General features: G+C 68.4%; 22 protein-coding genes. 21 read left to right on the top strand and 1 reads right to left on the bottom strand.

All coding sequences use genetic code 11. The features are described 5' to 3' along the window. The first annotated feature begins 2 nt into the window (after positions 1-2). The 13 genes from mraY to msbA all read left to right on the top strand — a co-directional run bounded on the left by mraY (position 3) and on the right by msbA (position 14833). Entirely contained in the window at positions 3-1088 is a 1086-nt protein-coding gene (gene mraY, locus N8I74_RS00805; protein ID WP_263125003.1) for a phospho-N-acetylmuramoyl-pentapeptide-transferase, read from the top strand. Between the two features lie 64 nt (positions 1089-1152). Next, entirely contained in the window at positions 1153-2559 is a 1407-nt protein-coding gene (murD, locus tag N8I74_RS00800; protein WP_263125002.1) for a UDP-N-acetylmuramoyl-L-alanine--D-glutamate ligase, read from the top strand. Continuing rightward, positions 2556-3743, top strand: a complete 1188-nt coding sequence (ftsW, locus tag N8I74_RS00795; RefSeq protein WP_263125000.1) for a putative lipid II flippase FtsW — start codon at positions 2556-2558, stop codon at positions 3741-3743. Before murD ends, ftsW begins: the two co-directional genes overlap by 4 nt. Before the next feature lie 11 nt (positions 3744-3754). Further along, positions 3755-4816 (top strand): undecaprenyldiphospho-muramoylpentapeptide beta-N-acetylglucosaminyltransferase, encoded by a 1062-nt coding sequence (gene murG, locus N8I74_RS00790; protein WP_263126697.1) that lies wholly within the window; start codon positions 3755-3757, stop codon positions 4814-4816. A gap of 11 nt (positions 4817-4827) precedes the next feature. Continuing rightward, complete coding sequence (murC, locus tag N8I74_RS00785; RefSeq protein WP_263124999.1) at positions 4828-6222, top strand: UDP-N-acetylmuramate--L-alanine ligase; 1395 nt, start codon at positions 4828-4830, stop codon at positions 6220-6222. Position 6223: 1 nt separating this feature from the next. Further along, positions 6224-7144 carry a D-alanine--D-alanine ligase gene (locus N8I74_RS00780; RefSeq protein ID WP_263124997.1) on the top strand — a complete coding sequence of 307 codons (921 nt, stop codon included), beginning with the start codon at positions 6224-6226 and terminating at the stop codon, positions 7142-7144. Between the two features lie 165 nt (positions 7145-7309). Next, positions 7310-8098 carry a cell division protein FtsQ/DivIB gene (locus N8I74_RS00775; protein ID WP_263124996.1) on the top strand — a complete coding sequence of 263 codons (789 nt, stop codon included), beginning with the start codon at positions 7310-7312 and terminating at the stop codon, positions 8096-8098. Positions 8099-8168: 70 nt separating this feature from the next. Continuing rightward, on the top strand, positions 8169-9401 hold the full coding sequence (gene ftsA, locus N8I74_RS00770) for a cell division protein FtsA (protein ID WP_263124995.1): 1233 nt from the start codon (positions 8169-8171) through the stop codon (positions 9399-9401). 74 nt (positions 9402-9475) lie between these two features. Then, complete coding sequence (ftsZ, locus tag N8I74_RS00765; RefSeq protein ID WP_263124994.1) at positions 9476-10639, top strand: cell division protein FtsZ; 1164 nt, start codon at positions 9476-9478, stop codon at positions 10637-10639. Positions 10640-10954: 315 nt separating this feature from the next. Further along, the gene (lpxC, locus tag N8I74_RS00760) at positions 10955-11869 is read left to right on the top strand and encodes a UDP-3-O-acyl-N-acetylglucosamine deacetylase (RefSeq protein ID WP_263124993.1); all 915 of its coding nucleotides are present in this window, start codon (positions 10955-10957) and stop codon (positions 11867-11869) included. 246 nt (positions 11870-12115) lie between these two features. Further along, the gene (locus N8I74_RS00755; RefSeq protein WP_263124992.1) at positions 12116-12301 is read left to right on the top strand and encodes a hypothetical protein; all 186 of its coding nucleotides are present in this window, start codon (positions 12116-12118) and stop codon (positions 12299-12301) included. A 2-nt stretch (positions 12302-12303) separates the two neighbouring features. Continuing rightward, entirely contained in the window at positions 12304-13035 is a 732-nt protein-coding gene (locus N8I74_RS00750) for a 16S rRNA (uracil(1498)-N(3))-methyltransferase (protein WP_263124991.1), read from the top strand. Between the two features lie 61 nt (positions 13036-13096). Further along, complete coding sequence (msbA, locus tag N8I74_RS00745) at positions 13097-14833, top strand: lipid A export permease/ATP-binding protein MsbA (protein ID WP_263124990.1); 1737 nt, start codon at positions 13097-13099, stop codon at positions 14831-14833. 96 nt (positions 14834-14929) lie between these two features. Here msbA and N8I74_RS00740 read toward each other — a convergent pair whose 3' ends face one another. Next, positions 14930-15685, bottom strand: a complete 756-nt coding sequence (locus N8I74_RS00740; RefSeq protein WP_263124989.1) for a glycosyltransferase family 2 protein — start codon at positions 15683-15685, stop codon at positions 14930-14932. A 290-nt stretch (positions 15686-15975) separates the two neighbouring features. Between N8I74_RS00740 and N8I74_RS00735 the strand changes: the two genes are divergently transcribed. The 8 genes from N8I74_RS00735 to N8I74_RS00700 are packed head-to-tail and all read left to right on the top strand — an operon-like array spanning position 15976 to position 24672. Next, entirely contained in the window at positions 15976-16980 is a 1005-nt protein-coding gene (locus N8I74_RS00735; RefSeq protein ID WP_263124988.1) for an NAD-dependent epimerase/dehydratase family protein, read from the top strand. Next, a complete protein-coding gene (rfaQ, locus tag N8I74_RS00730) occupies positions 16973-18064 on the top strand; it encodes a putative lipopolysaccharide heptosyltransferase III (RefSeq protein ID WP_263124986.1) in 1092 nt (363 codons plus the stop codon). The genes N8I74_RS00735 and rfaQ overlap by 8 nt, the downstream gene beginning before the upstream one ends. Further along, positions 18061-19188, top strand: a complete 1128-nt coding sequence (locus tag N8I74_RS00725; RefSeq protein ID WP_263124985.1) for a glycosyltransferase family 4 protein — start codon at positions 18061-18063, stop codon at positions 19186-19188. The genes rfaQ and N8I74_RS00725 overlap by 4 nt, the downstream gene beginning before the upstream one ends. Next, the gene (locus N8I74_RS00720) at positions 19185-20303 is read left to right on the top strand and encodes a glycosyltransferase family 4 protein (protein WP_263124984.1); all 1119 of its coding nucleotides are present in this window, start codon (positions 19185-19187) and stop codon (positions 20301-20303) included. Before N8I74_RS00725 ends, N8I74_RS00720 begins: the two co-directional genes overlap by 4 nt. Then, positions 20300-21427 (top strand): glycosyltransferase family 9 protein, encoded by a 1128-nt coding sequence (locus N8I74_RS00715; protein WP_263124983.1) that lies wholly within the window; start codon positions 20300-20302, stop codon positions 21425-21427. The genes N8I74_RS00720 and N8I74_RS00715 overlap by 4 nt, the downstream gene beginning before the upstream one ends. Beyond that, positions 21415-22383, top strand: coding sequence for a CgeB family protein (locus N8I74_RS00710; protein ID WP_263124982.1), 969 nt, complete (start codon positions 21415-21417; stop codon positions 22381-22383). Before N8I74_RS00715 ends, N8I74_RS00710 begins: the two co-directional genes overlap by 13 nt. Beyond that, entirely contained in the window at positions 22380-23633 is a 1254-nt protein-coding gene (locus tag N8I74_RS00705) for an O-antigen ligase family protein (protein ID WP_263124981.1), read from the top strand. The genes N8I74_RS00710 and N8I74_RS00705 overlap by 4 nt, the downstream gene beginning before the upstream one ends. Continuing rightward, positions 23617-24672, top strand: coding sequence for a glycosyltransferase family 9 protein (locus N8I74_RS00700; protein WP_263124980.1), 1056 nt, complete (start codon positions 23617-23619; stop codon positions 24670-24672). The genes N8I74_RS00705 and N8I74_RS00700 overlap by 17 nt, the downstream gene beginning before the upstream one ends. Positions 24673-24676 lie beyond the last annotated feature (4 nt).

Here is a 24676-nt window from a genome sequence, read left to right as displayed (position 1 = left end):
CGATGCTGCTATGGCTTTTCGAATGGCTGGGTGAATCGGTCCGCGCGTTCAACGTGTTCAGCTACCTGACGCTGCGGGCGGTGCTGGCCACCATGACCGCGCTCGGCATTTCATGGCTGCTGGGCCCCTGGGTGATCCAGAAGCTCACTGCGCTCAAGGTGGGGCAGGCGGTGCGCAACGACGGTCCGCAGACCCACCTGGTCAAGGCGGGCACCCCGACCATGGGTGGCACGCTGATCCTGCTGGCGATCGCACTGACCACGCTGCTGTGGGGCGATCTGGGCAACAAATATGTCTGGCTCACGCTGGTGGTCACGCTGGCCACCGGCATCATCGGCTTCGTCGACGATTACAAGAAGGTGGCGCTCAGGAACCCCAAGGGGCTGTCGGCGCGCGCCAAGATGTTCTGGCAATCGCTGATCGCGATCGGTGCGGGCCTCTTTCTGGTGAATGTGGGCCAGCTGCCGTCGCAGACCGGCTTCATCGTGCCGTTCTACAAGGAAATCCTCTATCCGTTCGGCGCGGTCGGCTTTTGCGTGCTGACCTACTGCGTGATCGTCGGCACTAGCAATGCCGTCAACCTGACCGATGGCCTCGACGGCCTGGCCATCATGCCCACCGTGTTCGTCTCCGGCGCGTTCTGTGTGTTTGCCTACGTGGCCGGCAATGCCGTGTTCTCGCGCTACCTGGGGGTGCCGCATGTGCCGGGCGCCGGGGAGCTGGTGATCTTCTGCGCGGCGATGGCCGGTGCCGGATTGGGTTTCCTGTGGTTCAACGCCTACCCGGCCGAAGTGTTCATGGGCGACGTGGGCGCGCTCGCGCTGGGCGCGGGCCTTGGCACCGTGGCGGTGGTGGTCCGCCAGGAAATCGTGCTGTTCATCATGGGCGGCGTGTTCGTGGTCGAAGCGCTGTCGGTGATGATCCAGGTCGCCAGCTTCAAGATGACCGGCAAGCGCGTATTCCGGATGGCACCGCTGCACCATCACTACGAATTGAAGGGCTGGAAGGAGACCCAGGTGGTGGTGCGCTTCTGGATCATCACCATGCTGCTGGTACTGGCCGGCCTGGCCACGTTGAAACTGCGCTGAGGCGCGTACGTGCGTTTTCTTGGAGGAATGGGTTTGGTGAAGACGATCGATCCGCGAGGTCACCGTGGCGTCTAGTTCCACAGGATCGCTGGCGTTGAACGGCCGGCATGTGGTGGTGGTGGGCCTGGGCGAGACGGGCCTGTCGGCTGCGCGCTGGCTCGCGGGGCGCGGCGCGCGGATCACCGTGGCCGACAGCCGCGCCGCGCCGCCCAACCTGGATGCGCTGCGTACCGCAGTGCCGCAGGCACAACTGCGGCTGGGGCCGTTCACGGTGCAGACCTTCGCCGACGCCGACCTGCTGGTGGTCAGCCCCGGCGTGCCGCTCGCCACGCCGGCGCTTGCCGACACCGTGCGCCGCGGCGTGCCCGTGGCGGGCGACGTGGAACTGTTCGCGCGTGTGCTCGCGGGCAGCGGCGCGCGCGTGATCGCCATCACCGGGTCCAACGGCAAGTCCACCGTCACCAGCATGGTGGGCCGGATGTGCGAGGCGGCCGGCCTCAAGACCGTGGTCGCCGGCAACATCGGGCTGCCGGTGCTCGACGCGCTGACCGAAACGCCAGACGCCGACGTATACGTGTTGGAACTGTCCAGCTTCCAGCTCGAAACCACCTTCAGCCTGGTGCCCGATGCCGCCACGGTGCTCAACGTCACCGAGGACCATCTGGACCGCTATCCCGGCATGCCCGAATACGCCGCCGCCAAGGCCCGCATCTTCCAGGGGCAGGGCACCATGGTGCTCAACCGCGAGGATAGCCATTGCCGCGGCATGGTGCGCCCCGGGCGCAAGGTGGTGTGGTTCGGCCAGGATGCGCCGCGCCGCGCCGACGAATACGGCCTGGTGACGCAGGATGGCGAAACGACGCTGCGGCTGGGCGAGCGCAGCCTGATGCCGGCCGGCGTCTTGCCGCTGGCGGGGCTGCACAACGCGGTCAACGCGTTGTCGGCCATCGCATTGTGCCGCGCGATCGGCCTGCCCTTTGAACCGCTCCTGGCGGCACTGGCGGCATTCAAGGGGTTGCCGCATCGCGTCGAGTTCGTGGCGGACGTGGCAGGGGTGACCTATTACGACGACTCCAAGGGCACCAACGTCGGCGCGACCGAGGCCGCGCTCAAAGGCATGGCCCGGCCGGTGGTGCTGATCGCCGGCGGCGACGGCAAGGGCCAGGATTTCGCTCCGCTCAGGTCTGCCTGCGCGCGCATCTGCCGCGCGGTGCTGCTGATCGGCCGCGACGCACCGGCGTTGGCCCAGGCGCTGGACGGCGTGCAGTCGGAGCCGGCACAGGAGACGCTGCCGGTGCTGCGGCTGCCCACGCTCGAAGCCGCGGTGGCCGAGGCCGCGCGGTTGGCGCGACCGGGCGACGTGGTGCTGCTCAGCCCGGCCTGCGCCAGCCTGGATATGTTCCGCAACTACCATCACCGCGCCGAAGTGTTCATCGATGCGGTACGCGCGCTGGGGCAACCGTCCCCATGAAGCAGATCTTCTACCAGGCCCTTAAGCGCGCCCGCCCCAGCATGAGCCCGTATGACGTGGCGTTGCTGTGGTGCGTGCTGATGCTGCTCGCCTGCGGCCTGGTGATGGTGTATTCGGCGTCGATCGCCATGGCCGAGGTGGACCAGGATACCGGCTACCGCTCCGGCTACTTCCTCGTGCGCCACGCGCTGTTCCTGACCGTGGGGCTGGCGGCGGGCTTCGTCGCCTTCAACATCCCGACCAAGACCTGGCAGCAGTACGCGCCCTTGCTGTTCATCGTCGGCGTCGCGCTGCTGGTGCTGGTGCTGATCCCGGGAGTCGGGCGCGAGGTCAATGGCAGCCGACGCTGGCTGTCACTCTACGTCGTCAACCTGCAGCCTTCCGAGCTGATGAAGTTCATCGTGGTGCTGTACGCGGCCGACTACACCGTGCGCAAGGCCGCCTTCATGGGCGGCGACGTGGTGGCCAGCGTCACCAAGGGTCTGTTGCCGATGCTGGCGGTGATGCTGGTGGTCGGTGGGCTGCTGCTGCTGGAGCCCGACTTCGGCGCCTTCGCGGTGATCACCGCCATCGCCGTCGGCCTGTTGTTCCTCGGCGGCTTCGACTGGCGCCTGTTCGCCGGCCTGATCGCCTTGCTGGCGGTCGGTTTTATCGCGCTCGTCGTGTCCTCGCCCTACCGAATGCAGCGGGTGCTGGGTTTCCTGAATCCGTGGCAGGACCCGTACGGCAAGGGCTACCAACTGTCGCATTCGCTGATCGCATTCGGGCGTGGCGAGTGGACCGGGGTGGGGTTGGGCGCCAGTGTCGAGAAGCTGTCCTACCTGCCTGAGGCGCATACCGATTTCCTGATGGCCATCATCGCCGAGGAACTGGGCTTCGCCGGCGTGGCGGTGATCATCGGCCTGTTCGCCTTCCTGGTCTTCCGTGCCTTCATGATCGGCGTGCAGGCCGCCAAGCTCGACCGGGCCTACCAGGCGCTGATCGCCCAGGGCATCGCCATCTGGTTCGGTGTGCAAAGCGTGATCAACATCGGCGTCAACATGGGCCTGCTGCCCACCAAGGGCCTCACGCTGCCGCTGCTGTCGTTCGGCGGTTCGGGCATCCTGGCCAATCTGGTGGCGCTTGGGGTGCTGCTGCGGGTGGACTACGAAAACCGCCAGGCGCTGCGGGGGTTCAAGCCATGAAGCGCTGCGTGATGATCACCACGGGCGGCACCGGCGGGCATATCTTCCCCGGGCTTGCGATCGCCCAGGCGCTGCAACAGCAGGGCTTCGAGGTGTTCTGGCTCGGTACGCGCGACGGCATGGAGGCGCGGCTGGTGCCGCAGCACGGCGTCGCATTCGAGGCCATCCGCTTTGCCAGTGTGCGCGGCCGCGGCAGGCTGGCGCTGGCCTGCGCACCGTTCACCATCGCCCGTGCGGTGGCCCAGGCGCTGGCCGTCGTGCTGCGCCGCCGACCCGATGTGGTGGTCGGCCTGGGCGGCTATGTGTCGTTCCCCGGCGCCATGCTCGCCATCGCACTGCGCCTGCCGCTGGTGATCCACACTGCCGACGCGGTGGCCGGGCTGGCCAACCGCTGGCTGGGCCGGTTCGCGCTGCGCGTGCTGGCGGGTTTTCCCGGTGCGTTCGGCGCGGCCTACCCCAGACCGGTGCAGTGGACCGGCAACCCGGTGCGCGCCGAGATCGCCGCATTGCCCGATCCCGCACAGCGCTATGCCGGGCGCGATGGGCGGCTGCGGCTGCTGGTCGTCGGCGGCAGCCTGGGCGCGCAGGCGCTCAACGATGTGGTCCCGCAGGCCCTGGCGCTGCTGCCCCCCGCGGAGCGGCCGCAGGTACTGCATCAGGCCGGCGCACGACAGATCGAAGCCCTGCAGGCCAACTATGCCGCGGCCGGCGTCGCTGCTGATTGCCGCGCTTTCATCGACGACATGGCCATCGCCTACGGCGAAGCCGATCTGGTGATCTGCCGTGCCGGCGCCATCACCGTGGCCGAGCTTGCCGCCGCCGGCGCGCCCAGCGTGCTGGTGCCCTACCCGTATCACAAGGACCAGCAGCAGCTTCACAACGCCCGTTTCATCGCCGAGGCGGGCGGCGCCTTGCTGCTGCAACAGCAGGAACTCACGCCCGGAAAGCTTGCCGCGCTGCTGGCAGGGCTGGACCGGAGCACGCTGCTGCAGATGGCGCAGGCCGCGCGTTCGGTAGCGCGTCCCGAAGCCACCCGTGCGGTGGTCGACGCGGTCGCCGAGCTGGCCGGTTGAGGAACAGAGACATGATGAAACACAAAGTCAAACGCATTCATTTCGTCGGGATCGGCGGGGTCGGGATGAGCGGCATCGCCGAGGTGCTGCTCAATCTGGGCTTCGAGGTCTCCGGGTCGGATCTGAGCAGCAACGCCACCACGCAGCGCCTGGCCGCCGCCGGGGCCGTGGTGCGCCAGGGCCATGCCGGCGGGTGCATCGAGAACGCCGACGTGGTGGTGATCTCCAGCGCGGTGAAGGACGACAACCCCGAAGTGGTCGAGGCGCGCGCGCGCAAGATCCCAGTGATCCCGCGCGCGATGATGCTGGCCGAGCTGATGCGCCTGAAGCAGGGCATCGCCATCGCCGGCACGCACGGCAAGACCACCACCACCAGCCTGACCGCGTCCATCCTGGAGGCAGCCGGGCTCGATCCGACCTTCGTCATCGGCGGCAAGCTGCACGCTGCCGGTTCCAACGCACGTCTGGGCAGCGGCGAATTCCTGGTGGCCGAGGCCGACGAGAGCGACGCCTCGTTCCTGCTGCTCACGCCGGTGCTGTCGGTGGTCACCAATATCGACGCCGACCATATGGACACCTACGGTCACGATTTCGACAACCTCAAGAAGGCGTTCGTCGATTTCCTCGATCACCTGCCGTTCTACGGCCGGGCGGTGCTGTGCGTGGACGACCCGGTGGTGCGCGAGATCCTGCCGCGGCTCACCAGCCCTGTGACCACCTACGGCACCACCGGCGACGCGATGCTGCGCGCCGAGCGCATCGTGGAGGCCGGCGGCCAGATGAAGTTCGACGCGGTGTGGGAGAACGGCGAGACCCGCCGCATCCCGATCACCCTCAACATGCCCGGCCGCCACAACGTGCTCAACGCACTGGCCGCCATCGGCGTGGCGCTGGAGGTCGGTGCCTCGGAGGCGGCGATCCAGCGCGGGCTGGCCGAATTCCAGGGCGTGGGCCGGCGCTTCCAGCGCTACGGCGAGGTGGCGCTGCCGGAGGGCGGGCACTTCACGCTGGTCGACGACTACGGCCACCACCCGGTCGAGATGGCGGCCACATTGGCCGCCGCGCGCGGCGCATTCCCGGGGCGACGGCTGCTGCTGGCGTTCCAGCCGCACCGCTACACCCGCACCCGCGACTGCTTCGAGGATTTCGTCAAGGTGCTCAACACCGTCGATGCCTTGCTGCTGGCCGAGGTCTACGCCGCCGGTGAGGCGCCCATCGTTGCCGCCGATGGCCGCAGTCTGGCGCGCGCGGTGCGCGTGGCCGGCAGGGTCGAGCCGGTGTTCGTCGAGCAGATCGCCGACCTGCCCGCGGCGGTGCGTGCCGCTGCGCGCGACGGCGATGTGGTCATCACCATGGGTGCCGGCTCGATCGGCGGCATCCCTGCAAAACTGACGGCGGGGGCGTGAGATGGACATGCAGCGCAGATACGGCAAGGTCGCGGTGGTGATGGGCGGGCGCTCCAGCGAGCGCGAAGTGTCGTTGATGAGCGGCGAGGGCGTGCTCCAGGCGCTGCGCAGCCAGGGTGTCGACGCCTATGCCTTCGATCCGTCCGAGCGCCCGCTCACCGGGCTGATCGACGACGGGTGCGACCGGGCCTTCCTGATCCTGCACGGCGGCGAGGGCGAGGACGGCACCATCCAGGGCGCGCTGGAATACCTGGGCGTGCCGTACACCGGTTGCGGCGTGATGGCATCGGCGATCGGCATGGACAAGTGGCGCACCAAGCTGATGTGGCAGGCGGTGGGCCTGCCGGTGCCGGCCTACCTGCTGCTGGATGAGAAGAGCGATTTCGATTCGGTGATCCCGAGGCTCGGCTCACCGGTGTTCGTCAAGCCATCCAACGGCGGCTCCAGCGTGGGCGTCACCCGGTGCCGCACCGGCGCCGAGGTGCGCGCCGCCTATGAGCTTGCGGCCAGGTACGACCCGCTGGTGCTGGCCGAACAGGCCATCACCGGGGGCGAATACAGCTGCGCGGTACTCGACGGCAAGGCACTGGCCACCGTGAAGATCGAGCCTGCCACCGAGTTCTACGACTACGAGGCCAAGTATTTCCGCGACGACACCGTCTACACCTGCCCCGGGCTGACCGGCGACGCCGAGACGCAGGCGCGCCAACTGGCGGAGGTGGCCTACCGCGTACTGGGTGCGACAGGCTGGGCGCGCATCGACTTCCTGGCCGACGAGGCCGGCGGCATCTACCTGCTGGAACCGAATACCGCGCCGGGCATGACCAGCCACAGCCTGTTCCCGATGTGCGCCCGCGAAGCCGGCATCAGCTACGAACAGCTGGTGCTGAAGATTCTGGATACAACATTGGAGCAGGAATAAGGGTCATGTTTCGCCAGGCCGTTTGTCCCCTCATGTGCGTAGCGAGCCGGCTCCAGACAAGGAGCCAGCAGCGCAGCGACCGGAACGTACGTGCTGTACGTGAGGATCGCGAGCAGCGCACGACGCCGGCTGGAGTTGGCGCAGTAGTACAGGAGGGCGGCAAACGTGTGGGATAAGCCGCAACTGCTGCTGTGGTTCGCCAACCTGCTCACCGGCCTCGCGGCCCTGCTGCTGTTCTATTCGCTGGTGTTCCTGGCGGTGAACTCGCCGCTGTTCCCGGTCAAGCGCATCAAGGTCGACGGCGAGCTGGACCGGGTGACCCGCGAGCAGCTGCAGTACGTGATCAGGAACGAGCTCAAGGGCACGTTCTTTACGCTCAATCTGGACAAGACGCGGGCGGCGTTCGAGAAGCTGCCCTGGGTGCGCAAGGTCAGCGTGCGCCGGCGCTGGCCGGACCGGTTGGAGGTCAATATCGAAGAACACGTGGCGATCGCGCGCTGGGGCAGCGTGGCGCTGCTCAACAGCTACGGCGAGCGCTTCGACGCCGCGTCCAATGACGCGCTGCCGGTGCTGGAAGGCCCGGCGGGGGCCGAGCAGCAGATGGTCGAAGGCTACCGCGCGCTGGCGCGCACCCTCAAGCCCATCGGCAAAGCACCCGAGCATGTCTGGCTGTCGGCACGGCGCGCCTGGCGCATGGAGCTCAACGACGGCAGCGTCATCGAGATCGGCCGCGATGACGCGCTGCCGCGCGTGGCGCGCTTCGTGACCGCCTACCCCAATTCGCTGGCGCTGATCGCCAAGACGCACCCGTACCAGTACGTCGATCTGCGCTACCCCAACGGCTTCGCGGTGCGCCTGCCCGGCTACACCCCGGCCGAACCGGCCAAACCGCGGCCGCAGGCGGCGCCGCGCCCGGCTCCGGCAGGCGCCGCGCCGCGAGGGGCACCGGCATGAAGCAATCAATCGCATGGCAACGGGCGCTGGAACGGCGCCGTGCAGCTAACCAAGGGAAAGAGGTCCGTCAGTGACTAGAGACAGCAAGAACCTCATCGTCGGGCTCGATATCGGCACCTCCAAGGTGGTCGCCGTGGTGGCCGAGATCCAGGACGACGGCAAGCTCAACGTGGTCGGGCTTGGTTCGGCCGCCAGCCGCGGGCTCAAGCGCGGCGTGGTGGTCGACATCGAGAAGACCGTCGCCGCCATCCAGAGCGCACTGGGCGAGGCCGAGCTGATGGCCGACTGCAAGATCCGCGAGGTGTTCACCGGCATTGCCGGCAGCCACATCAAGGGGCTCAACTCGCACGGCATGGTCGCGATCAAGGACAAGGAAGTCACCCAGGCCGACATGACGCGGGTGATCGAGACCGCCAGCGCGGTCAACATCCCGACCGATCACCAGGTGCTGCACATCCTGGCGCAGGAATACGTGATCGACGGCCAGGAGGACGTGAAGGAGCCGCTGGGCATGTCCGGCGTGCGACTGGAAGTGCGGGTGCATATCGTCTCGGGCGCCGTCAGCGCCGTGCAGAACATCACCAAGTGCGTGCGCCGCTGCGGGCTGGAGATCATGGAGGTGGTGCTGCAGCCGCTGGCCTCGGCCTATGCCGTGCTCACCGAGGACGAGAAGGACCTGGGCGTGTGCCTCGTGGACATCGGTGGCGGCACGACCGACCTGGCGGTGTTCATCGACGGTGCGATCCGTCATACCGCGGTGATCCCGATCGCAGGCGACCAGGTCACCAACGACATTGCCATGGCATTGCGCACGCCGACCGCCGAGGCCGAATCCATCAAGCTGCAGCACGGTGTGGCGCTGCGGCACATGACCGACCCCCAGGCGATGATCGAAGTGCCTGGAGTGGGCGAGCGCGGTTCGCGTCAGATGAGCCGCCACACGCTGGCCGAGGTGATCGAGCCGCGTGTCGAGGAACTGTACGGCCTGGTGCAGGCGGAGCTGCGCCGTGCCGGTTTCGAGGACCGGCTCTCGTCCGGCATCGTCATCACCGGCGGTGCGGCGCTGATGCCGGGCATGGTCGAGCTTGGCGAGGAGATCTTCCACATGCCGGTGCGTCTCGGTACGCCCAAGTACGTGGGCGGGCTGGCCGAGGTGGTCAAGAACTCGCGCTATTCCACCGCGGTCGGGCTGTTGCTGCTCGCCCGCGAACAGTATCAGAAGAATCCCGCCGGCCGGGCCAGGGATGGCTCGTTCGGCGAGTTGTTGGGGCGCATGAAGTCGTGGTTCCAGAACAATTTTTAAGCGTCTGGCGATTGCACAGGCATTTTCGAGTTTCGGGTCAGTAAGTCAGTAATCGGGTCAAGAGGAGAAATATCATGGCACTTACCATTGAAGTCCAAGAGGTCGCCCACCTCGTCAATATCAAGGTGATCGGCGTCGGTGGCGCCGGTTGCAACGCGATCAACAACATGATCGAGCATCGGATGCAGGGGGTGGATTTCATCTCCGCCAACACCGATGCGCAGGTGCTCAAGCTGTCGCGCGCCGAGAACGTGGTGCAACTGGGTGCCGAGCTGACGCGCGGGTTCGGTGCCGGCTGCAATCCGGACATCGGCCGCCAGGCCGCCGAGGAGGATCGCGAGCGCCTGGGCGAGCTGATCGAGGGCTCGGACCTGCTGTTCATCACTGCCGGCATGGGCGGTGGCACCGGCACGGGCGCGGCACCGGTGATCGCCCAGGTGGCACGCGAGAAGGGCATCCTCACGGTGGGCGTGGTGACCAAGCCCGGCCTCGATGAAGGTGCGCGTCAGAAGGTGGCGCAGGCCGGCATCGACGAGCTGGCGCGCTATGTCGACTCGCTGATCGTGGTCTCCAACGAAAAGCTGGAGGAGGTGCTGGGCGAGGACGTGACGGTGGACGAAGCGTTCCGCGCCGCCGACGACGTGCTGCGCAATGCCGTGGGTTCCATCGTCGAGATCATCCACTATCCGGGCCTCATCAACGTCGACTTCGCCGATGTGAAGACCGTGATGCGCGAGATGGGCATGGCGATGATGGGTTCGGCGATTGCCAGCGGCGCATCGCGCGCGGTGGAGGCCACCGAGGAGGCAATCCGCTGCCCGCTGCTCGACAACATCAGCTTCAAGGGTGCGCGTGGTGTGCTGGTCAATTTCTCGGCCAGCCGCGCCACCCTGAAGAAGAGCGAGATCCGCCAGGCGCTGGAGATCATCAACCAGCACGTGGCCGACGACGCGCAGATCAAGCACGGCGTGGTGTACGACGAATCGCTGGGCGACGCGCTGCGCATCACGCTGATCGCCACCGGTCTGGGTGCCAAGGAGAACGCCAAGCCGTCGCTGTCGGTGATCCAGAGCGAAAGCCGCAAGACCGGTACCGACGGCTTCAACGCCGAGGACTACGATACGCCGGCGATCTGGCGTTCGCGGCGCGGTGGTGAAGGTGCGGCCAGCAATGCGCGGCCGGCGTTGAACAACATCGACATGGATATCCCCGCCTTCCTGCGGCGTCAGGCAGACTAAGGCGGTACAGGCTGCGAATGGGCTGGTTGCACGCCACGGACAGGAATCGCACAACCCCGAGCACAGCGAGGCCCCCTCGCGGTGGCGAGGGCGGGGGAGTGGGATGGAACAAAGGGGTGCCGGTACCGGCAAGCAATGACGGTGTACGCCCGGCTTGGCCGGGGGCTTGGCATGGCTCGGCCCATCCATCGAGGAAACCAGTTTCGTGGCAGGCGCCTGAATAGGTTCAACCGATCGGGAACATTGCGACGATCAATCCAGCCCACGACCCGGGGCTGCTAGAATCGTTGTCGGTTTCTGTTTGGGAAAGTGTCCATGTTTCAACAACGTACCCTGAAATCCACGGTGCGCGCGGTCGGGGTCGGGCTGCATTCGGGTGACCGCGTCACCCTGGTGCTCAAGCCTGCCCCCATCGATCACGGCATCGTGTTCCGGCGGATCGATTTGCCCGGATCGGCGCCGTTCAGGGTCGGGCCCACCCTCGTCAACGACACCCGTCTCTCCTCGACGCTGGTGCAGGACGAGGTGCGGGTGGGCACCATCGAACACCTGATGTCCGCCTTCGCCGGCCTTGGCCTTGACAATGTCGAGGTCGAGGTCGACGCGCAGGAAATGCCCATCATGGATGGCTCGGCCGCGCCGTTCATCTTCCTGGTCCAGTCGGCCGGCATCGTCGAGCAGCCGGCGCCGAAGAAGTTCGTGCGGGTGCTGCGGCCCGTCGAGGTGACCGAAGGCGACAAGTGGGTGCGTCTGGAGCCGCACGACGGCTACAAGGTGGCGCTGACCATCGATTTCCAGCACCCGGCGTTCAAGAAATCCGCCCAGACCGTCAGCATCGATTTCGCCCGGACCAACTACATCAGCGAGATCGCGCGCGCGCGCACCTTCGGCTTCATCCATGAGTTCGAATACATGCGGATGAACGGCCTCGCGCGCGGGGGCAGCATGGACAACGCCATCGTCATCGACGAGTACCGCGTGCTCAACGACGGCGGCCTGCGCTTCGAGGACGAGTTCGTGCGGCACAAGGTGCTCGACGCCATCGGCGACCTCTACATCCTCGGCCATCCGCTGATCGCCGCGTTCTCCGGCTACAAGAGCGGCCATGCGCTCAACAACAAGCTGTTGCGCACGCTGCTGGCCGACGAGGCCAACTACGAGTTCGCCACCTTCGAACAGCGCGAAACGGTGCCGAGCAGCTTCCATGACCTGCCGCCGTTGAGCATCTAGAACCCCCGTCCGACCCACAACGCCAGGAACACGGGGGGCGCGGACGGTTGCGGCGTGAGCTGCATGGGAGATGGGCCGTGGCCGGATCGGCGGTTGCATACGCAGCCGGTGGTGCCGGCCGGTACAAACCCGGCCTGGGGTTCCCCCCACTTTGCGCTGTGTCCTCTGTCCCCTCTGTACATTCAAGATCCGGGGTTTGGCGCAACACAGGTTGGCAGACCGTGGCCGATCAGCCATCATCCGGCCATGTTTGCCGTGATCCGTCTCCTCTTGATCCTCGTCGTGCTGCTGGTGGGCTGGGCGGGGTTCAAATACCTGCGTACCCGTGACCGCTATTGGCTGCGATTGATCCGCTGGACGCTGACCTTTGCCCTGTCGCTCGGGGTGATCGGCGTCCTCGGTCTGATCGTGCAGCGCCTCGCGGAATCCTGAGCATGCCGCGGCTCTTTCTGGCGCCGGACGCCGCGCCCGTTCCCGGTGCCCGGCTGGCGCTGCCTGAGGCGGCCGCGCGACATGCGCAGGTGTTGCGGCTGCAGCCGGGCGATACGTTGACGGTGTTCGACGGGCGCGGCGGCGAATATGCGGCGACGGTGACGCAGATGGGCAAGCGCAGCGTCGAGGTCCAGATCGGCACGTTCGATCCGGCCGAGCGCGAATCACCGCTGCAGCTGACGCTGATCCAGGCGGTGGCCGCTGCCGAGCGCATGGACTATGCGATCCAGAAGGCCACCGAACTGGGCGTTGCCGCCATCGTGCCGGTCAACAGCGCCTATAGCCAGGGCCGGTTGGGCGGCGAGCGTGCGCAGAAGCGCCATGCACATTGGCAAGGGGTGGCAGTGGCCGCCTGCGAGCAGAGCGGTCGCACCCGCGTGCCGCAGATCGCGCCGGTGGCCGATCTGGCCAAGGTGCTGGCCGCGCCGCCGCAAGCCGGGCTCAGGCTGTTGCTGTCGCCGCGCGGCGCGGTGTCGCTTGATGCACTCCCGCACGAGGCAGGTGCCGCCACGGTGCTGATCGGCCCCGAGGGCGGCCTGTCGCGCGAGGAGGAGGACGCGGCACGGGCAGCCGGCTTCATGCCGCTGTGCCTCGGCCCGCGCGTGCTGCGCACCGAGACCGCGGCGGCGGTGACGCTGGCGCTGCTGCAGGCACGCTGGGGCGATCTGGGATGAGCCGGCCACGGGTTGTCCGGCCACGGTCGCTATAATCGCGTTTTTCACAAGCCATACACCCATGACCAGTCGCCAGCTCTATTTCCGCGTGCTCGGGCACGTCAAGCCGTACTGGCCGATGATCGCCTTCAACATGTTGTGCCTGATCGCGGCGGCGGCGGTCGATGCGGGGCTGTCGATGCTGCTCAAGCCGCTGATCGACAAGAACCTGAATCCCGACACGCTGGCCGCCGGGGCGGCCTGGGTGATCCCGGCGCAGATCGTCGGACTCGCGGTGCTGCGCATGCTGTCCAACTTCGGCAACGAGTACACCGGCAACTGGATCACCACCCGGGTGGTGTGCGATCTGCGGGACCTGATGTTCCAGCGCGCCATCCATATGCCGGTGCGGTTCTTCGACCAGACCTCGGCCGGCGTGCTGCTCTCGCGCATCACCTACGACGTCAACCAGATCATGCTCGCCGGCGTGCAGGTGCTGACCACGCTGGTGCGCGACTCGCTCTCGGTGGTGTTCTTCCTCGGTGTGATGCTGTACCACGACTGGCGGCTGACGCTGCTGTGCCTGGTGCTGATTCCCGTCGTGGTGGCAAGCATCCGTATCGTCGGCAAGCGCCAGCGCCGCCTCGCGCGCGAATCGCAGGGCAGCATGGGGCAGATGACCAGCATGCTGAGCGAGGCGTTCTCGGGGCAGCGCGTGGTCAAGATCTTCGCCGGGCAGGCATACGAGCAGCGGCGCTTCGCGAAGATCAACAACCAGCTGCGCCTCGTCAACGTCAAGCAGACCGCCACGTCCAGCCTCAACTCCAGCCTGATCATGCTGGTGATCGGCATCACGCTGGCCGGCATCATCTACTTTGCCAGCCTGCGCGCGCAGGATGGTGCGCTCACCGCCGGCGCGTTCGTGTCGTTCATCTCGGCCATGATGCTGATGCAGCAGCCGATCAAGAGCCTGACCAAGCTCAACGAGCAGCTGCACAAGGGGCTGGCCGCCGCCGAGTCGGTGTTCGGCGTGCTCGATGCCGAGGTGGAGCCGGACCAGGGCACGCGTCCGCTGGCGCGCGCGCGCGGCGAGCTGACGCTGGAGCGGGTGTCGTTCCGCTACGAAACGGCCGAGCGCAACGCCCTTGACGCGGTCTCGCTGCAGATCGCCCCGGGCGAGACGGTGGCGCTGGTCGGCAGCTCGGGCAGCGGCAAGACCACGCTGGCCAACCTGCTGCCGCGCTTCTACGACGTGGCGCATGGCCGCATCCTGCTCGACGGCGTGCCGCTGGCCGACTACCGGCTGGCCGACCTGCGCCGGCAGGTGGCGCTGGTGAGCCAGGACGTGGTGCTGTTCAACGACAGTGTCACGGCCAACATCGCCTACGGCGATCCGCAACCGGACCCGGAGCGCGTGCGTGCCGCCGCCGAGGCGGCCTACGCGCTGGAATTCATCGAAGCGCTGCCCCAGGGCTTCGAGACGCCGCTGGGCGAGAACGGCACGCGCCTGTCCGGCGGGCAGCGGCAACGGTTGGCGATTGCCCGTGCGATCTACAAGGATGCGCCGCTGCTGATCCTGGACGAGGCCACCAGCGCGCTCGACACCGAATCCGAGCGCAAGGTGCAGGCCGCGCTGGAAAACCTGATGAAGTCGCGTACCACCGTGGTGATCGCGCACCGGCTCTCCACCATCGAAAACGCCGACCGCATCCTGGTGCTGCGCCAGGGACGGGTGATCGAAAGCGGCCGCCACGCCGAGCTGCTGGCCCAGGGCGGCGTCTATGCCCAGATGCATGCGGTGCAGTTCAGCGAGGGGTGACGCGAAGCGTGGCGCCTCGCGGGTGAGGGGTGAGGTGCAAAGGCAACGTCAGAAGCCGCGCCGTTGCCTTTGACGTTGCACCTCACCCCTCACCCCTCACCCATTCCGTTCCAACGCCCCCAGTTTCAAGAACCGGTAATACACCGTCTCCGCGTTGAATAGCGCCACCTGGAAGCCGGCGGCGCCGTCGAGGAAGCCGCGCTTGACGATATAGGTGCGCACGAAGGCCCAGGCGCCGCGCAGGACAGCCTTGCCCAGACCGCCGCGCTCGCCGCGCGCGAAACGCTGCCGGGCGCCGGCGCTGGAGTAGGCATCGAGCTTGCGCAGCACGTCGGCGTGGTCCTCGTACGAATGGTGCAGCAGCAGGCCATCGAGCCGGCCGGCGTGGCCTTCGAACAGCAACCGCTCGTGCACCAGATCGTCCGAGAAGCGCGCGGTGCCGTGGCGGAACAGGCGGGGGATCCAGTCGGGGAACCAGCCCGAATGGCGCATCCAGTGACCGCAGAACGACGACAGCCGATTGATCGCATAGACCTCGTACGCCGGCGCGGCCAGCGCGGTGCGGATCGCCGTGGCAAGTTCGGGCGTCACCACCTCGTCGGCGTCGATCAGCAGCACCCAGTCGGTATCGAGCAATGCCACGGCGCGGTTCTTCTGGATGCCAAAGCCCGGCCAGTCGGCTGATTCCGCCACCTGGGCGCCATGGGCGCGGGCAATGGCCACGGTGTCGTCGTCGCTGCCCGAGTCGAGCACCACGATCCGGTCGGCGAACGACAACGCCGTCAGGCACTCGGACAGGCGCCGTGCCGCGTTCTTGGTGATCAGGGCCACGCCCAGCGAGGGAGAACTCATCGAAGTGCGCCAGCAAAGGAGGCAAGGGGTGCAAGCATAGCGCCGTCGCCCGGGTTTTTGCGCTTTTAAAGCCGCCGGCAACGCCCGCCCGCCCGCGTGGCGCACCCTGGCCGTACCCCGCCGTGCGCGCGACCGAAGCAGGTCCGATGCATCGCCGTCCGCGACATGCCACGCCTGTTGCCAGGCACGCTGCGCCGGGTTTTGTCGACGGCGCCTACTCCGTCCATCGGGTACGAGGGGCCCTGATATAATCGCGCATTCCCATCGACGGCCGCGGGCCCGAGCGCGTTATGAAGATCCTGGTCACCGGTGCCGCCGGTTTCATCGGTATGCATCTTTCCGAGCGGCTGCTCGCGCTCGGACACCAGGTGCACGGCATCGACAGCCTCAACAGCTACTACGACCCGGCGCTGAAGCAGGCACGGCTGGCGCGGCTGACGCCACGGCCCGGCTTCAGCTTCGAGAGGCTGGACGTCGCCGAGCCCCGCACCGTCGACCTGATCCGCGATGGCGGTTACGACACGGTGGTGCACCTGGCGGCGCAGGCCGGGGTGCGCTACTCGATCGACGCGCCGTTGGCCTACAGCGCCGCCAACCTGGCCGGCTTCACCCACGTGTTGGAGGGCTGCCGCCACGGTGGACTCGCCCACCTGATCTTCGCCAGCTCGTCCAGCGTCTACGGCGGCAACCGTCGCCTGCCGTTCCGCGAATCGGACAGCACCGAGCATCCGGTCAGCTTCTATGCCGCCACCAAGAAGGCCAACGAGGCGATGGCGCACAGCTATGCCCACCTCTACGGCCTGCCGGTGACCGGGCTGCGCTTCTTCACCGTGTACGGGCCATGGGGCCGGCCGGACATGGCCTACTACAAGTTCGCGCAGAAGATCGTCGCCGGCGAGGCCATCGACGTGTACAACCACGGCAACATGCAGCGCGACTTCACCTACATCGACGACATCGTCGCCGGCATCGTCGGGCTCCTGGATAAGCCGGCGGCGGCCGATCCGGCGTTTGATGTGATGGCACCGAGGAACGGCACCAGCTGGGCGCCGTACCGCATCCTGAACATCGGTGGCAGCAACCCGGCCCCGCTTTCCGAATTCATCGCGCTCCTGGAACAGCAGCTGGGCCGCGTGGCGGACAAGCGCTACCTGCCGATGCAGGCGGGCGATGTCGAGGCCACCTATGCCGACACCTCGGCGCTGGAGGCCCTGATCGGCCCGCTGCCACGCGTGGGGCTGGGTGAGGGGTTGGCACGCTTCGTGGCCTGGTTCAAGGACTATCACGGTGGCTGAATCCGCCGTGCCGTTGCGCCGCGCGCTCGTCATCAAGTTGCGTCACCACGGCGATGTGCTGCTCACCGGACCGGTGTTCAGCACGCTGGCCGCCGCGCATCCGGGCATCGAAGTCGACGCGCTGCTCTATCACGACACCCGCGAGATGCTGACGCTGCATCCGCATGTGGCGCAGGTGCATACCATCGGCCGCGACTGGCGGCGGCTGGGACCGCTGGCACAGCTGCGGCGCTACTGGGGGTTGTATCGCACCCTGAAGGCACGCGACTACGATCTGATCGTGCATCTGACCGACCACTGGCATGGTGCCCGGCTGGCGCGCCTGTTGCGGCCGCGGCTGGCGGTGGCGCCGGCACCGGGCAAGGGCGGGAGGGTGGCCGACCGCTGGTGGCGACGCTCGTTCGACACGCTCTATCCCGTGGTCGGCGGCAACCGGCGCCACACCGTCGAGATCCACCTGGATGCCCTGCGGCGCATCGGCATCCAACCCACCGAAGCAACCCGCCCGCTGCGCTTTGCCGCCGGCGAGGCAGCCGAGCAACGCGTGGCCGGCCTCCTCGCCACCGCCGGGGTGCAGGCGCCCTACCTGCTGATCCATCCCACTTCGCGCTGGCTGTTCAAGACCTGGCCAGTGGCGCGCATGGCCGCGCTGATCGATGCGCTGACCACACGCGGCCAGACGGTGGTGTTGTCCGCCGCGCCCGCGCCGGCCGAGCTGGCCTGGATCGGCGACTTGAACGCCCGGCTGGCGCGGCCGGTGGCGGCTGACCTTGCCGGGCAGTTGTCGCTCAAGGAACTGGGTGCGCTGATCGCCGGAGCGCAGGCCTTCATCGGCGTCGATTCGGTACCGATGCATCTGGCTGCGGCGGTCGGCACGCCGACGGTGGCACTGTTCGGCCCGTCGGGCGACATCGAATGGGCGCCGTGGCAGGTACCCCACCGCATCGTCACCGAGCCGGTGTCCTGCCGCCCCTGCGGGCAGGATGGCTGCGGCGGCGGCAAGGTGAGCGACTGCCTGACCGCGATCACGCCCGAGCGGGTGCTGGCGGCGCTCGACGCGCTGCTGGCGGAGCCGCGACAGTGAGCGCGATCCGGCTGGCCATCGTGCGCCAGAAGTACAACCCGCACGGTGGCGCTGAACGCTTTGTCAGCCGGGCGCTCGACGCGCTGGCGCAGCAGCGCGCACTTGAAGTGACGCTGCTGGCCCGTGCCTGGCGGCAGGGCGCGCAGGGCTGGCGTTGCGAGACGGTCGATCCGCCCTATCTGGGCCGGCTGGCACGCGATGCGGGTTTTGCATACGCGGCACGGCGGCGCTTCGCCGGATTCGACCTGGTGCAAAGCCACGAGCGCATCCCTGGCGCTGCCATCTTCCGCGCCGGCGACGGCGTGCATGCCACCTGGCTCGCGCAATGGGCGAAGAGCGGCGGCCTGGCCGGCCGGCTGCGGCCCCGGTTGAGCCCGTACCATCGCTATCTGTGCCGGGCCGAGGCCGAGATGTTCGCGCATCCGGCATTGCGCACGGTGATCTGCAACTCGGCAATGGTGCGCGACGACATCGCCACGCGCTTCGGCGTGCCGCAGCACAAGCTGGCGTTGATCTACAACGGCATCGATACCAGCGTGTTCCATCCCGACCTCGCGGCGCAACGCACCGGTTGGCGCAGCGACCACGCGATTCCGCAGCAGGCGCCGCTGCTGGCCTATGTGGGCTCGGGCTTTGCGCGCAAAGGCGTGGCAGTGGCACTGGCGGCGATCGCGGCCCATCCGGGTGTGTATCTGGCGCTGGCCGGGGCGGACAAGCATGCGCTGCGCTACCGGCGTGAGGCCGAGCGGCTCGGGGTGGCCGAGCGGGTGCGCTTCCTGGGCGCGCTTGCGGATGTGAAGCCGCTCTACGGCGCCGCCGATGCGCTGATCCTGCCCACGCTGTACGATCCCTTTCCCAATGTGTGCATCGAGGCGCTCGCCTGCGGTCTGCCGCTCTTCACCAGCCCACAGTGCGGCGCCGCCGAGTGGCTGCACCCGGGCACGAATGGCTGGGTGGCCGACGCGTTGGACGTGGCAGGTCATCAGGCCAACCTGGGCGCGTGGCTGGCGCACCGCGACGATTGGCCGGCGCTGCGTGCCGCAGCCCGCGCCACCGCCGAACCCTACACCCTCGAACGCATGGCCGACGAACTGGCCGCGCTCTATCGACAGATCCTGCAATGACGACCAAGCCCTTACGCATCCTGCATACCGAATCCTCGTGCGGCTGGGGCGGCCAGGAGATCCGTATCCTGACCGAATCGACCGGCATGCTGGCGCGCGGCCACGCGGTCACGCTGCTGTCCTGCTCGGGTTCCAACATCGACCGGGTGGCGCGCGGGAATGGCGTGCCGGCGGTGGCGCTGCCGATCGGGCGCAAGCGCCCTGGCGCGCTGCTGGCGCTGCGCCGTTGGCTGGCCGAGCATCGCCACATGTTCGACGTGATCAACACCCACAGCTCGACCGATGCCTGGCTGGTGGCAGCAGCGGGTGCCACACTGGGCGGCATGCCGCCGGTGGTGCGCACCCGCCATGTCTCCACCGCGGTCAACAACGGCCTTGGTACGCGCTGGCTGTACCTGCAGGCGACACGGCACGTCGTCACCACCGGCGAGCGGCTGCGGCAGCAGCTGCATCGCGACAACGGTTTCGCATTGGCGCACATGACCTCGATCCCCACCGGCATCGACCTTGCCCGCTACCGCCCCGGCGAGGCGGGTGCGGCACGCGCCGCGCTCGGCCTGCCCGGGCGGCCGACACTGGGCATCGTCGCCACGCTGCGCAGCTGGAAAGGCCACGCCGACCTGTTGGCCGCCTGGGCGGCCCTGGGTGCGCAGCGCGGCGACTGGCAGCTGGTGGTGGTCGGCGACGGTCCGCAACGCGCCAATCTGGAACAACAGGCGGCCGCGCTCGGCCTGCAGGACGCGGTGCATTTTGTCGGCAACCGCGAGGACGTGGAGCGCTGGCTGACGGCGTTCGATCTGTTCGTGCTGCCCTCGTACGGCAACGAGGGCGTACCGCAGGGCATCATGCAGGCGATGGCGGCGGGGCTGCCGGTGGTATCGACCACGGTGGGCGCGATCGACGAAGCGGTGGTCGACGGCGAGACCGGTGTGCTGCTGGCGCCGCGCGACGTGGCTGCCCTTGGCACCACGCTGGCGCGGCTGATGCACGATGCGCCGCTGCGCCAGCGCTATGGTGCGGCCGGCCTGGCGCGCGCGCAGGCCCGCTTCGGCAGCGAGCGGATGCTCGATGCGATGGAAGCGGTGTTCCGTGCCGCGCTGGAGCCGCGCGGATGAGCCGCCTTGCCGGGCGGCTGGCGATCTTCGGCCGCGCCGTGCCGCGTCTGGTCGGCAAGCCCTGGCGCCGCCGCCCGGCGATGCCGCGCCGCATCCTGATCGCGCATCACCTGCTGCTGGGCGACACACTGATGCTGACCCCGCTGCTGGCCAAGCTGCGCCGCTCGCACCCGGCGGCCGACATCGTGTTCGCCTGTCCCAAGGCGGTCGCGCCGTTGTATGCCGGCCGCCCCTATGGCGTCGACGCGCAGCCGTTCGACCCGCGCGATCCGCGCAGCGTGCGCGCCTTGCTGGCGCAGGGGCCGTTCGACCTGGCGATCGTGCCGGGCGACAACCGACACGCCTGGCTCGCGCTGGCCGCCGGCAGCCGCTGGATCGTTGCCCACACCGACGACATCCCGGCCTGGAAGAACTGGCCGGTGGACGAGGCCGTGCCTTATCCGCACTCCCCGTGCGCCTGGGGCGACATGGCTGCCCAGCTCGCCGACGGCGCGGCGCCTGCGCCATACGATCCGACAGCGTGGCCGGCACCGCCGCATGCACCCTTTGCCCAGCCCGACGGGCCCTATGCGGTGCTGCACCTTGGCGCATCCAGCCCGCTCAAGCTGTGGCCGGCCGAACGTTGGCTGGCGCTGGCGGACTGGCTGGCCGCCCGCGGCGTCGCCCCGGTGTGGAGTGGCGGCCCGAACGAGACCGCGCTGGTCGCCGCCGCCGATCCGCAGCAGCGTCACGTCAGCCTTGCCGGACAGTTGGATCTGCCACAGCTCTGGGCGTTGCTGGCCGGCGCACGGCTGCTGGTCTGTCCCGACACCGGGGTGGCGCATCTGGCGCGACTGGTGGGGACACCGACGGTGGCGTTGTTCGGGCCCGGCTCGCCGCAGATCAGCGGCGCGGGCGAATTCTGGCGCGACAGCCCGTTCATCGCGCTGTCGGCGCCCATTCCCTGCCGCGACCAGACCGTGCTGTTCCGGCGCGAGCGCGCCTGGATCCAGCGTTGCGGGCGGGGCGTGGCCGATTGCCCGTTGCATGACGATCCGGCCCAGTGCATGCGGCGCCTCAGCCTGGCGCAGGTGTGCGAGAGCGCCGTGCGGCTGCTGACCGGGGAGGCGCCATGCGCATCCTGATCTGCTGCCCGCTTGCCACCGGCACCAGCAAGAACGGTCGTGACCTGGGCGCTGCCTTTACCGCGCTTGGGCACGAGGTGGCGTATGTCGACATTGACTGGCGCTTGCCACGTTTCCGCCTGCTGCCGCGTGCATGGCGGCCGGACGGCTGGCGTGAGCAGGACGACGCCGCGTTCAACCGGCTGCTGCTGGCGCGCGCACAGGCGTTCCGGCCGGCACTGTTCCTGAGCGTCAAGCCACTGCGTCTCTTTCCCGAGACGCTGCATACGCTGCGCCGTGCCGGCATCCGTACGGCCGGCTACTGGATCGACGATCCGCTCGATTTCGAGCGCTCGTGCCGCAATGCACCGCATTTCGAGCACTATTTCACCAATGATCGCGGCAGCGTCGCGCGCTACGCCGAACGCGGGGTGGCCGCGCTGCACCTGCCTTCGGCGGTGGATCTGACCCATTTCCGGCCGTTGGCGTTGCCACAGCGCTATCCGGTCAGCTTTGTCGGCACCCAGGGCGCGTACCGGCAGCAGATCCTCGCGCGGCTGGGGGAGCCGGTGCACGCCTTCGGCCCTGGCTGGGACAAGGCGCGCGGCACGGCCATCGTGCCGCACCGCCCGGCGTTCGGCCCGGCCACCGCGCGCGTCTACAACCAGAGCCTCGTCAACCTGAACATCCACAACTGGCAGGGACAGGGGGGCGCACTCAACCTGCGCCTCTTCGAGGTGCCCGCGTGCGGGCGCCTGCTGCTGACCGACTGGGTCGATGAGATCGGCGACTATTTCGAACCGGGCGAGCACCTTGCAGTCTGGCGCGACGAGGATGGGCTGCGCGAGCAGCTGGCCCGCTATCGCCGCGATCCGGCCGCGGCCGAGCGCATCGGGCAGGCGGGCCTTGCGCATGTGCGGGCCCATCACCACTATGGCGTGCGTTGCCAGGCCATCCTGCAGGCGATCGGCTCATGACGCTGCGTTCGTCCACGCTCGACGGGGCGTTGTTGTGGCTGGCGCTGGCACTGCTCGCGCTGGGGCCGCTGGGCCATGTGCCGGGGCTGCGCATCGGTGTGGTGTCCGCGATGCTGTTCTGGCTTTGCTGGCGCACTTGGCAGGCACGGCAGGCGCCGGCCGACGCGATCCCGGTATGGCGGCCGATGCTGGCATGGGGCGCCCTGGCGCTGCTGTCGCTCTCGTGGAGCGTGGCACCGGCCTTGAGTGGCGAGCATTGGTGGCAGGACATCCTGATGCCCTTCGTGGCCGGCGCGGCGAGCTACCGGCTGGCGTCGGCGCGCGGTACCCGGCCGGCGCTGTTGCTGGCCGTCGGCACTTCGGTGCTGCTGGTGTTCATCCTGTCGCTGTTTCCGGCCGAACAGCTGCTGCTGCTCGATGGGGACCGCCCCGGGCTGGCTTACTACTACCCCGGTCAGGGCGAGGCGAGCAACCTGGCGGTCTATACGCTGCCGTTCTGGCTGCTGCTGGCCCTGGGCGGCGGGCCGTTGCGCCGGCTGGGCTGGTTGGGCTGGCTGTGTCTGCCGCTGACGCTGTATATCGGCTTCGCCTCGACCAACCGGATGTTCTGGCTTGCCGTCATTGCCGGCATTGCCGTGTTCGTCCTGCTCTACCGCCCCCCCAAAGCACGCACGCTGCTGGCGCTGGCGGCAGGCATCGTGGTGTTGATGGCGCTGGCCTATGTCCCCTTCGTCGAACGCATGACGGCGCTCTACCAGGATGCCAGGGCGAATCCGCTCGCCGCCACGGTGCACAAGGATCTGCGTCCGGCGGCGTGGCGTTTCTGGATCGCCGAGGCCGGGCAGCATATGCCGCTGGGCAAGGGGTTCGGCCGGTATACGCCGGGGGCCGACATCCCGCCTGCCCGCATTCCGGGCCTGGCCGTGGCCGACATGCAGGCATCGTCTTCGCTGGCGCACAGCCATCACTGGCTGCTCAATGTGGCGCTGCAGCTTGGGCTGCCAGGATTGCTCGTCAGCCTGTGGCTGGCCGGCGCCCTGCTGCGACAGATGTGGCGCGCGCTTGCGCTGCCGCAGACACGCAGTGCCGGCGCGGCCGGGTTGGCCCTGCTGACCATCGTGTTCATGAAGAACAGCACCGACGATTTCCTCACCGGCGGTCCCGCAGTGTTGCTGTGGTGCTATTTCGGCATCCTGCTCGCGCTGTGCCGCCCAACCGACGCCCCTGGAACCCATGCTCCCCGTTCCTGACGCCCCGCGCATTCTGCTGATCCGCCGCGACAACATCGGCGACCTGGTGTGCACCACGCCGCTGTTCGACGCGCTGCGCGAACGCCATCCGCGCGCGCACCTCGCCGCGCTGGTCAACAGCTACAACGCGCCGGTGCTGGCGGGCAACCCGGCCCTCGACGCGGTGCATGTCTACACCAAGGCCAAGCACCGGCCGGCCGGCACCAGCCGGCTGGCGGTGTACTGGCAGACACTGCAGCTGATCCGGCGGCTGCGGCGCCAGCGCTTTGACTTCGCCATCCCGGTGGGCGGCGGCTATCACCGGCAGGCGATCAAGTTCGCACGGCTGGCCGGCGCGCGCCAGGTGATCGGCTTCGTACCCGAGCAGGGCGGGCTGCCAGGCATTGATATCGGCATTCCCTACCATCGCCGCGAGGCGCGGCACGAGGTCGAGGACATCTTCCGGCTGCTTGAACCGCTGGGCGTGGCCGGCCCGCCCGGCCCGCTGCGCGTCTACGCCGAGGCCGAGGCGCGACGGGCCGCGCAGCAGGTGCTGGCACCGCTGGCGGGCCGGGTGCTGCTCGGCGTGCATGTCAGCGCGCGTGAGCCGGCGCGACGCTGGGCACCGCAGGCGTTCATCAGCGCGCTGCGCACCGCCTGTGCGCGCCATCCCCGGCTTGGGCTGGTGCTGCTGTGGGCGCCGGGCTCCGTCGATGATCCGCGCCACCCGGGAGACGATGCGATGGCGCGCGAACTGATCGAGGGGCTGGCCGGCCTGCCGCTGGTGCCGCTGCCCACGCCCGGGTTGCCCGTGCTGATCGGTGCGCTGGCGTGCTGCGACGTTGTGTTGTGCAGTGACGGTGGCGCACTGCATCTGGCGGTGGGGTTGGGCAAGCCGGTGGTGTCCTTGTTCGAGAACAGGCCCGAGAAGTACACCCGCTGGTATCCTTGGCAGGTGCCGTACCGGCTGGTGCGGCCGACAGGCCGCGACATCGCCGGAATCGCCATCGACGAGGTGAGCACGGCCCTGGATGAGATGCTCGCTCCCTTGATGCCTTGACCAG

It is taken from the genome of Chitiniphilus purpureus (assembly GCF_025642115.1).
GTDB lineage: Bacteria > Pseudomonadota > Gammaproteobacteria > Burkholderiales > Chitinibacteraceae > Chitiniphilus > Chitiniphilus purpureus.
Note: the sequence above shows the minus strand (reverse complement) of the source record. Positions and strands in the feature narration are given on the sequence as shown.

Excerpts from the sequence above, each read along its gene's own strand:
- murG (WP_263126697.1), top strand. The coding sequence starts at position 3,755 with ATGATCACCACGGGCGGCACCGGCGGGCATATCTTCCCCGGGCTTGCG.
- ftsW (WP_263125000.1), top strand. The coding sequence starts at position 2,556 with ATGAAGCAGATCTTCTACCAGGCCCTTAAGCGCGCCCGCCCCAGCATG.
- N8I74_RS00755 (WP_263124992.1), top strand. The coding sequence starts at position 12,116 with ATGTTTGCCGTGATCCGTCTCCTCTTGATCCTCGTCGTGCTGCTGGTG.
- N8I74_RS00700 (WP_263124980.1), top strand. The coding sequence starts at position 23,617 with ATGCTCCCCGTTCCTGACGCCCCGCGCATTCTGCTGATCCGCCGCGAC.
- N8I74_RS00705 (WP_263124981.1), top strand. The coding sequence starts at position 22,380 with ATGACGCTGCGTTCGTCCACGCTCGACGGGGCGTTGTTGTGGCTGGCG.
- N8I74_RS00750 (WP_263124991.1), top strand. The coding sequence starts at position 12,304 with ATGCCGCGGCTCTTTCTGGCGCCGGACGCCGCGCCCGTTCCCGGTGCC.
- lpxC (WP_263124993.1), top strand. The coding sequence starts at position 10,955 with ATGTTTCAACAACGTACCCTGAAATCCACGGTGCGCGCGGTCGGGGTC.
- msbA (WP_263124990.1), top strand. The coding sequence starts at position 13,097 with ATGACCAGTCGCCAGCTCTATTTCCGCGTGCTCGGGCACGTCAAGCCG.
- N8I74_RS00735 (WP_263124988.1), top strand. The coding sequence starts at position 15,976 with ATGAAGATCCTGGTCACCGGTGCCGCCGGTTTCATCGGTATGCATCTT.
- ftsZ (WP_263124994.1), top strand. The coding sequence starts at position 9,476 with ATGGCACTTACCATTGAAGTCCAAGAGGTCGCCCACCTCGTCAATATC.
- mraY (WP_263125003.1), top strand. The coding sequence starts at position 3 with ATGCTGCTATGGCTTTTCGAATGGCTGGGTGAATCGGTCCGCGCGTTC.
- N8I74_RS00715 (WP_263124983.1), top strand. The coding sequence starts at position 20,300 with ATGAGCCGCCTTGCCGGGCGGCTGGCGATCTTCGGCCGCGCCGTGCCG.
- N8I74_RS00740 (WP_263124989.1), bottom strand. The coding sequence starts at position 15,685 with ATGAGTTCTCCCTCGCTGGGCGTGGCCCTGATCACCAAGAACGCGGCA.
- murC (WP_263124999.1), top strand. The coding sequence starts at position 4,828 with ATGATGAAACACAAAGTCAAACGCATTCATTTCGTCGGGATCGGCGGG.
- N8I74_RS00780 (WP_263124997.1), top strand. The coding sequence starts at position 6,224 with ATGGACATGCAGCGCAGATACGGCAAGGTCGCGGTGGTGATGGGCGGG.
- N8I74_RS00720 (WP_263124984.1), top strand. The coding sequence starts at position 19,185 with ATGACGACCAAGCCCTTACGCATCCTGCATACCGAATCCTCGTGCGGC.
- N8I74_RS00710 (WP_263124982.1), top strand. The coding sequence starts at position 21,415 with ATGCGCATCCTGATCTGCTGCCCGCTTGCCACCGGCACCAGCAAGAAC.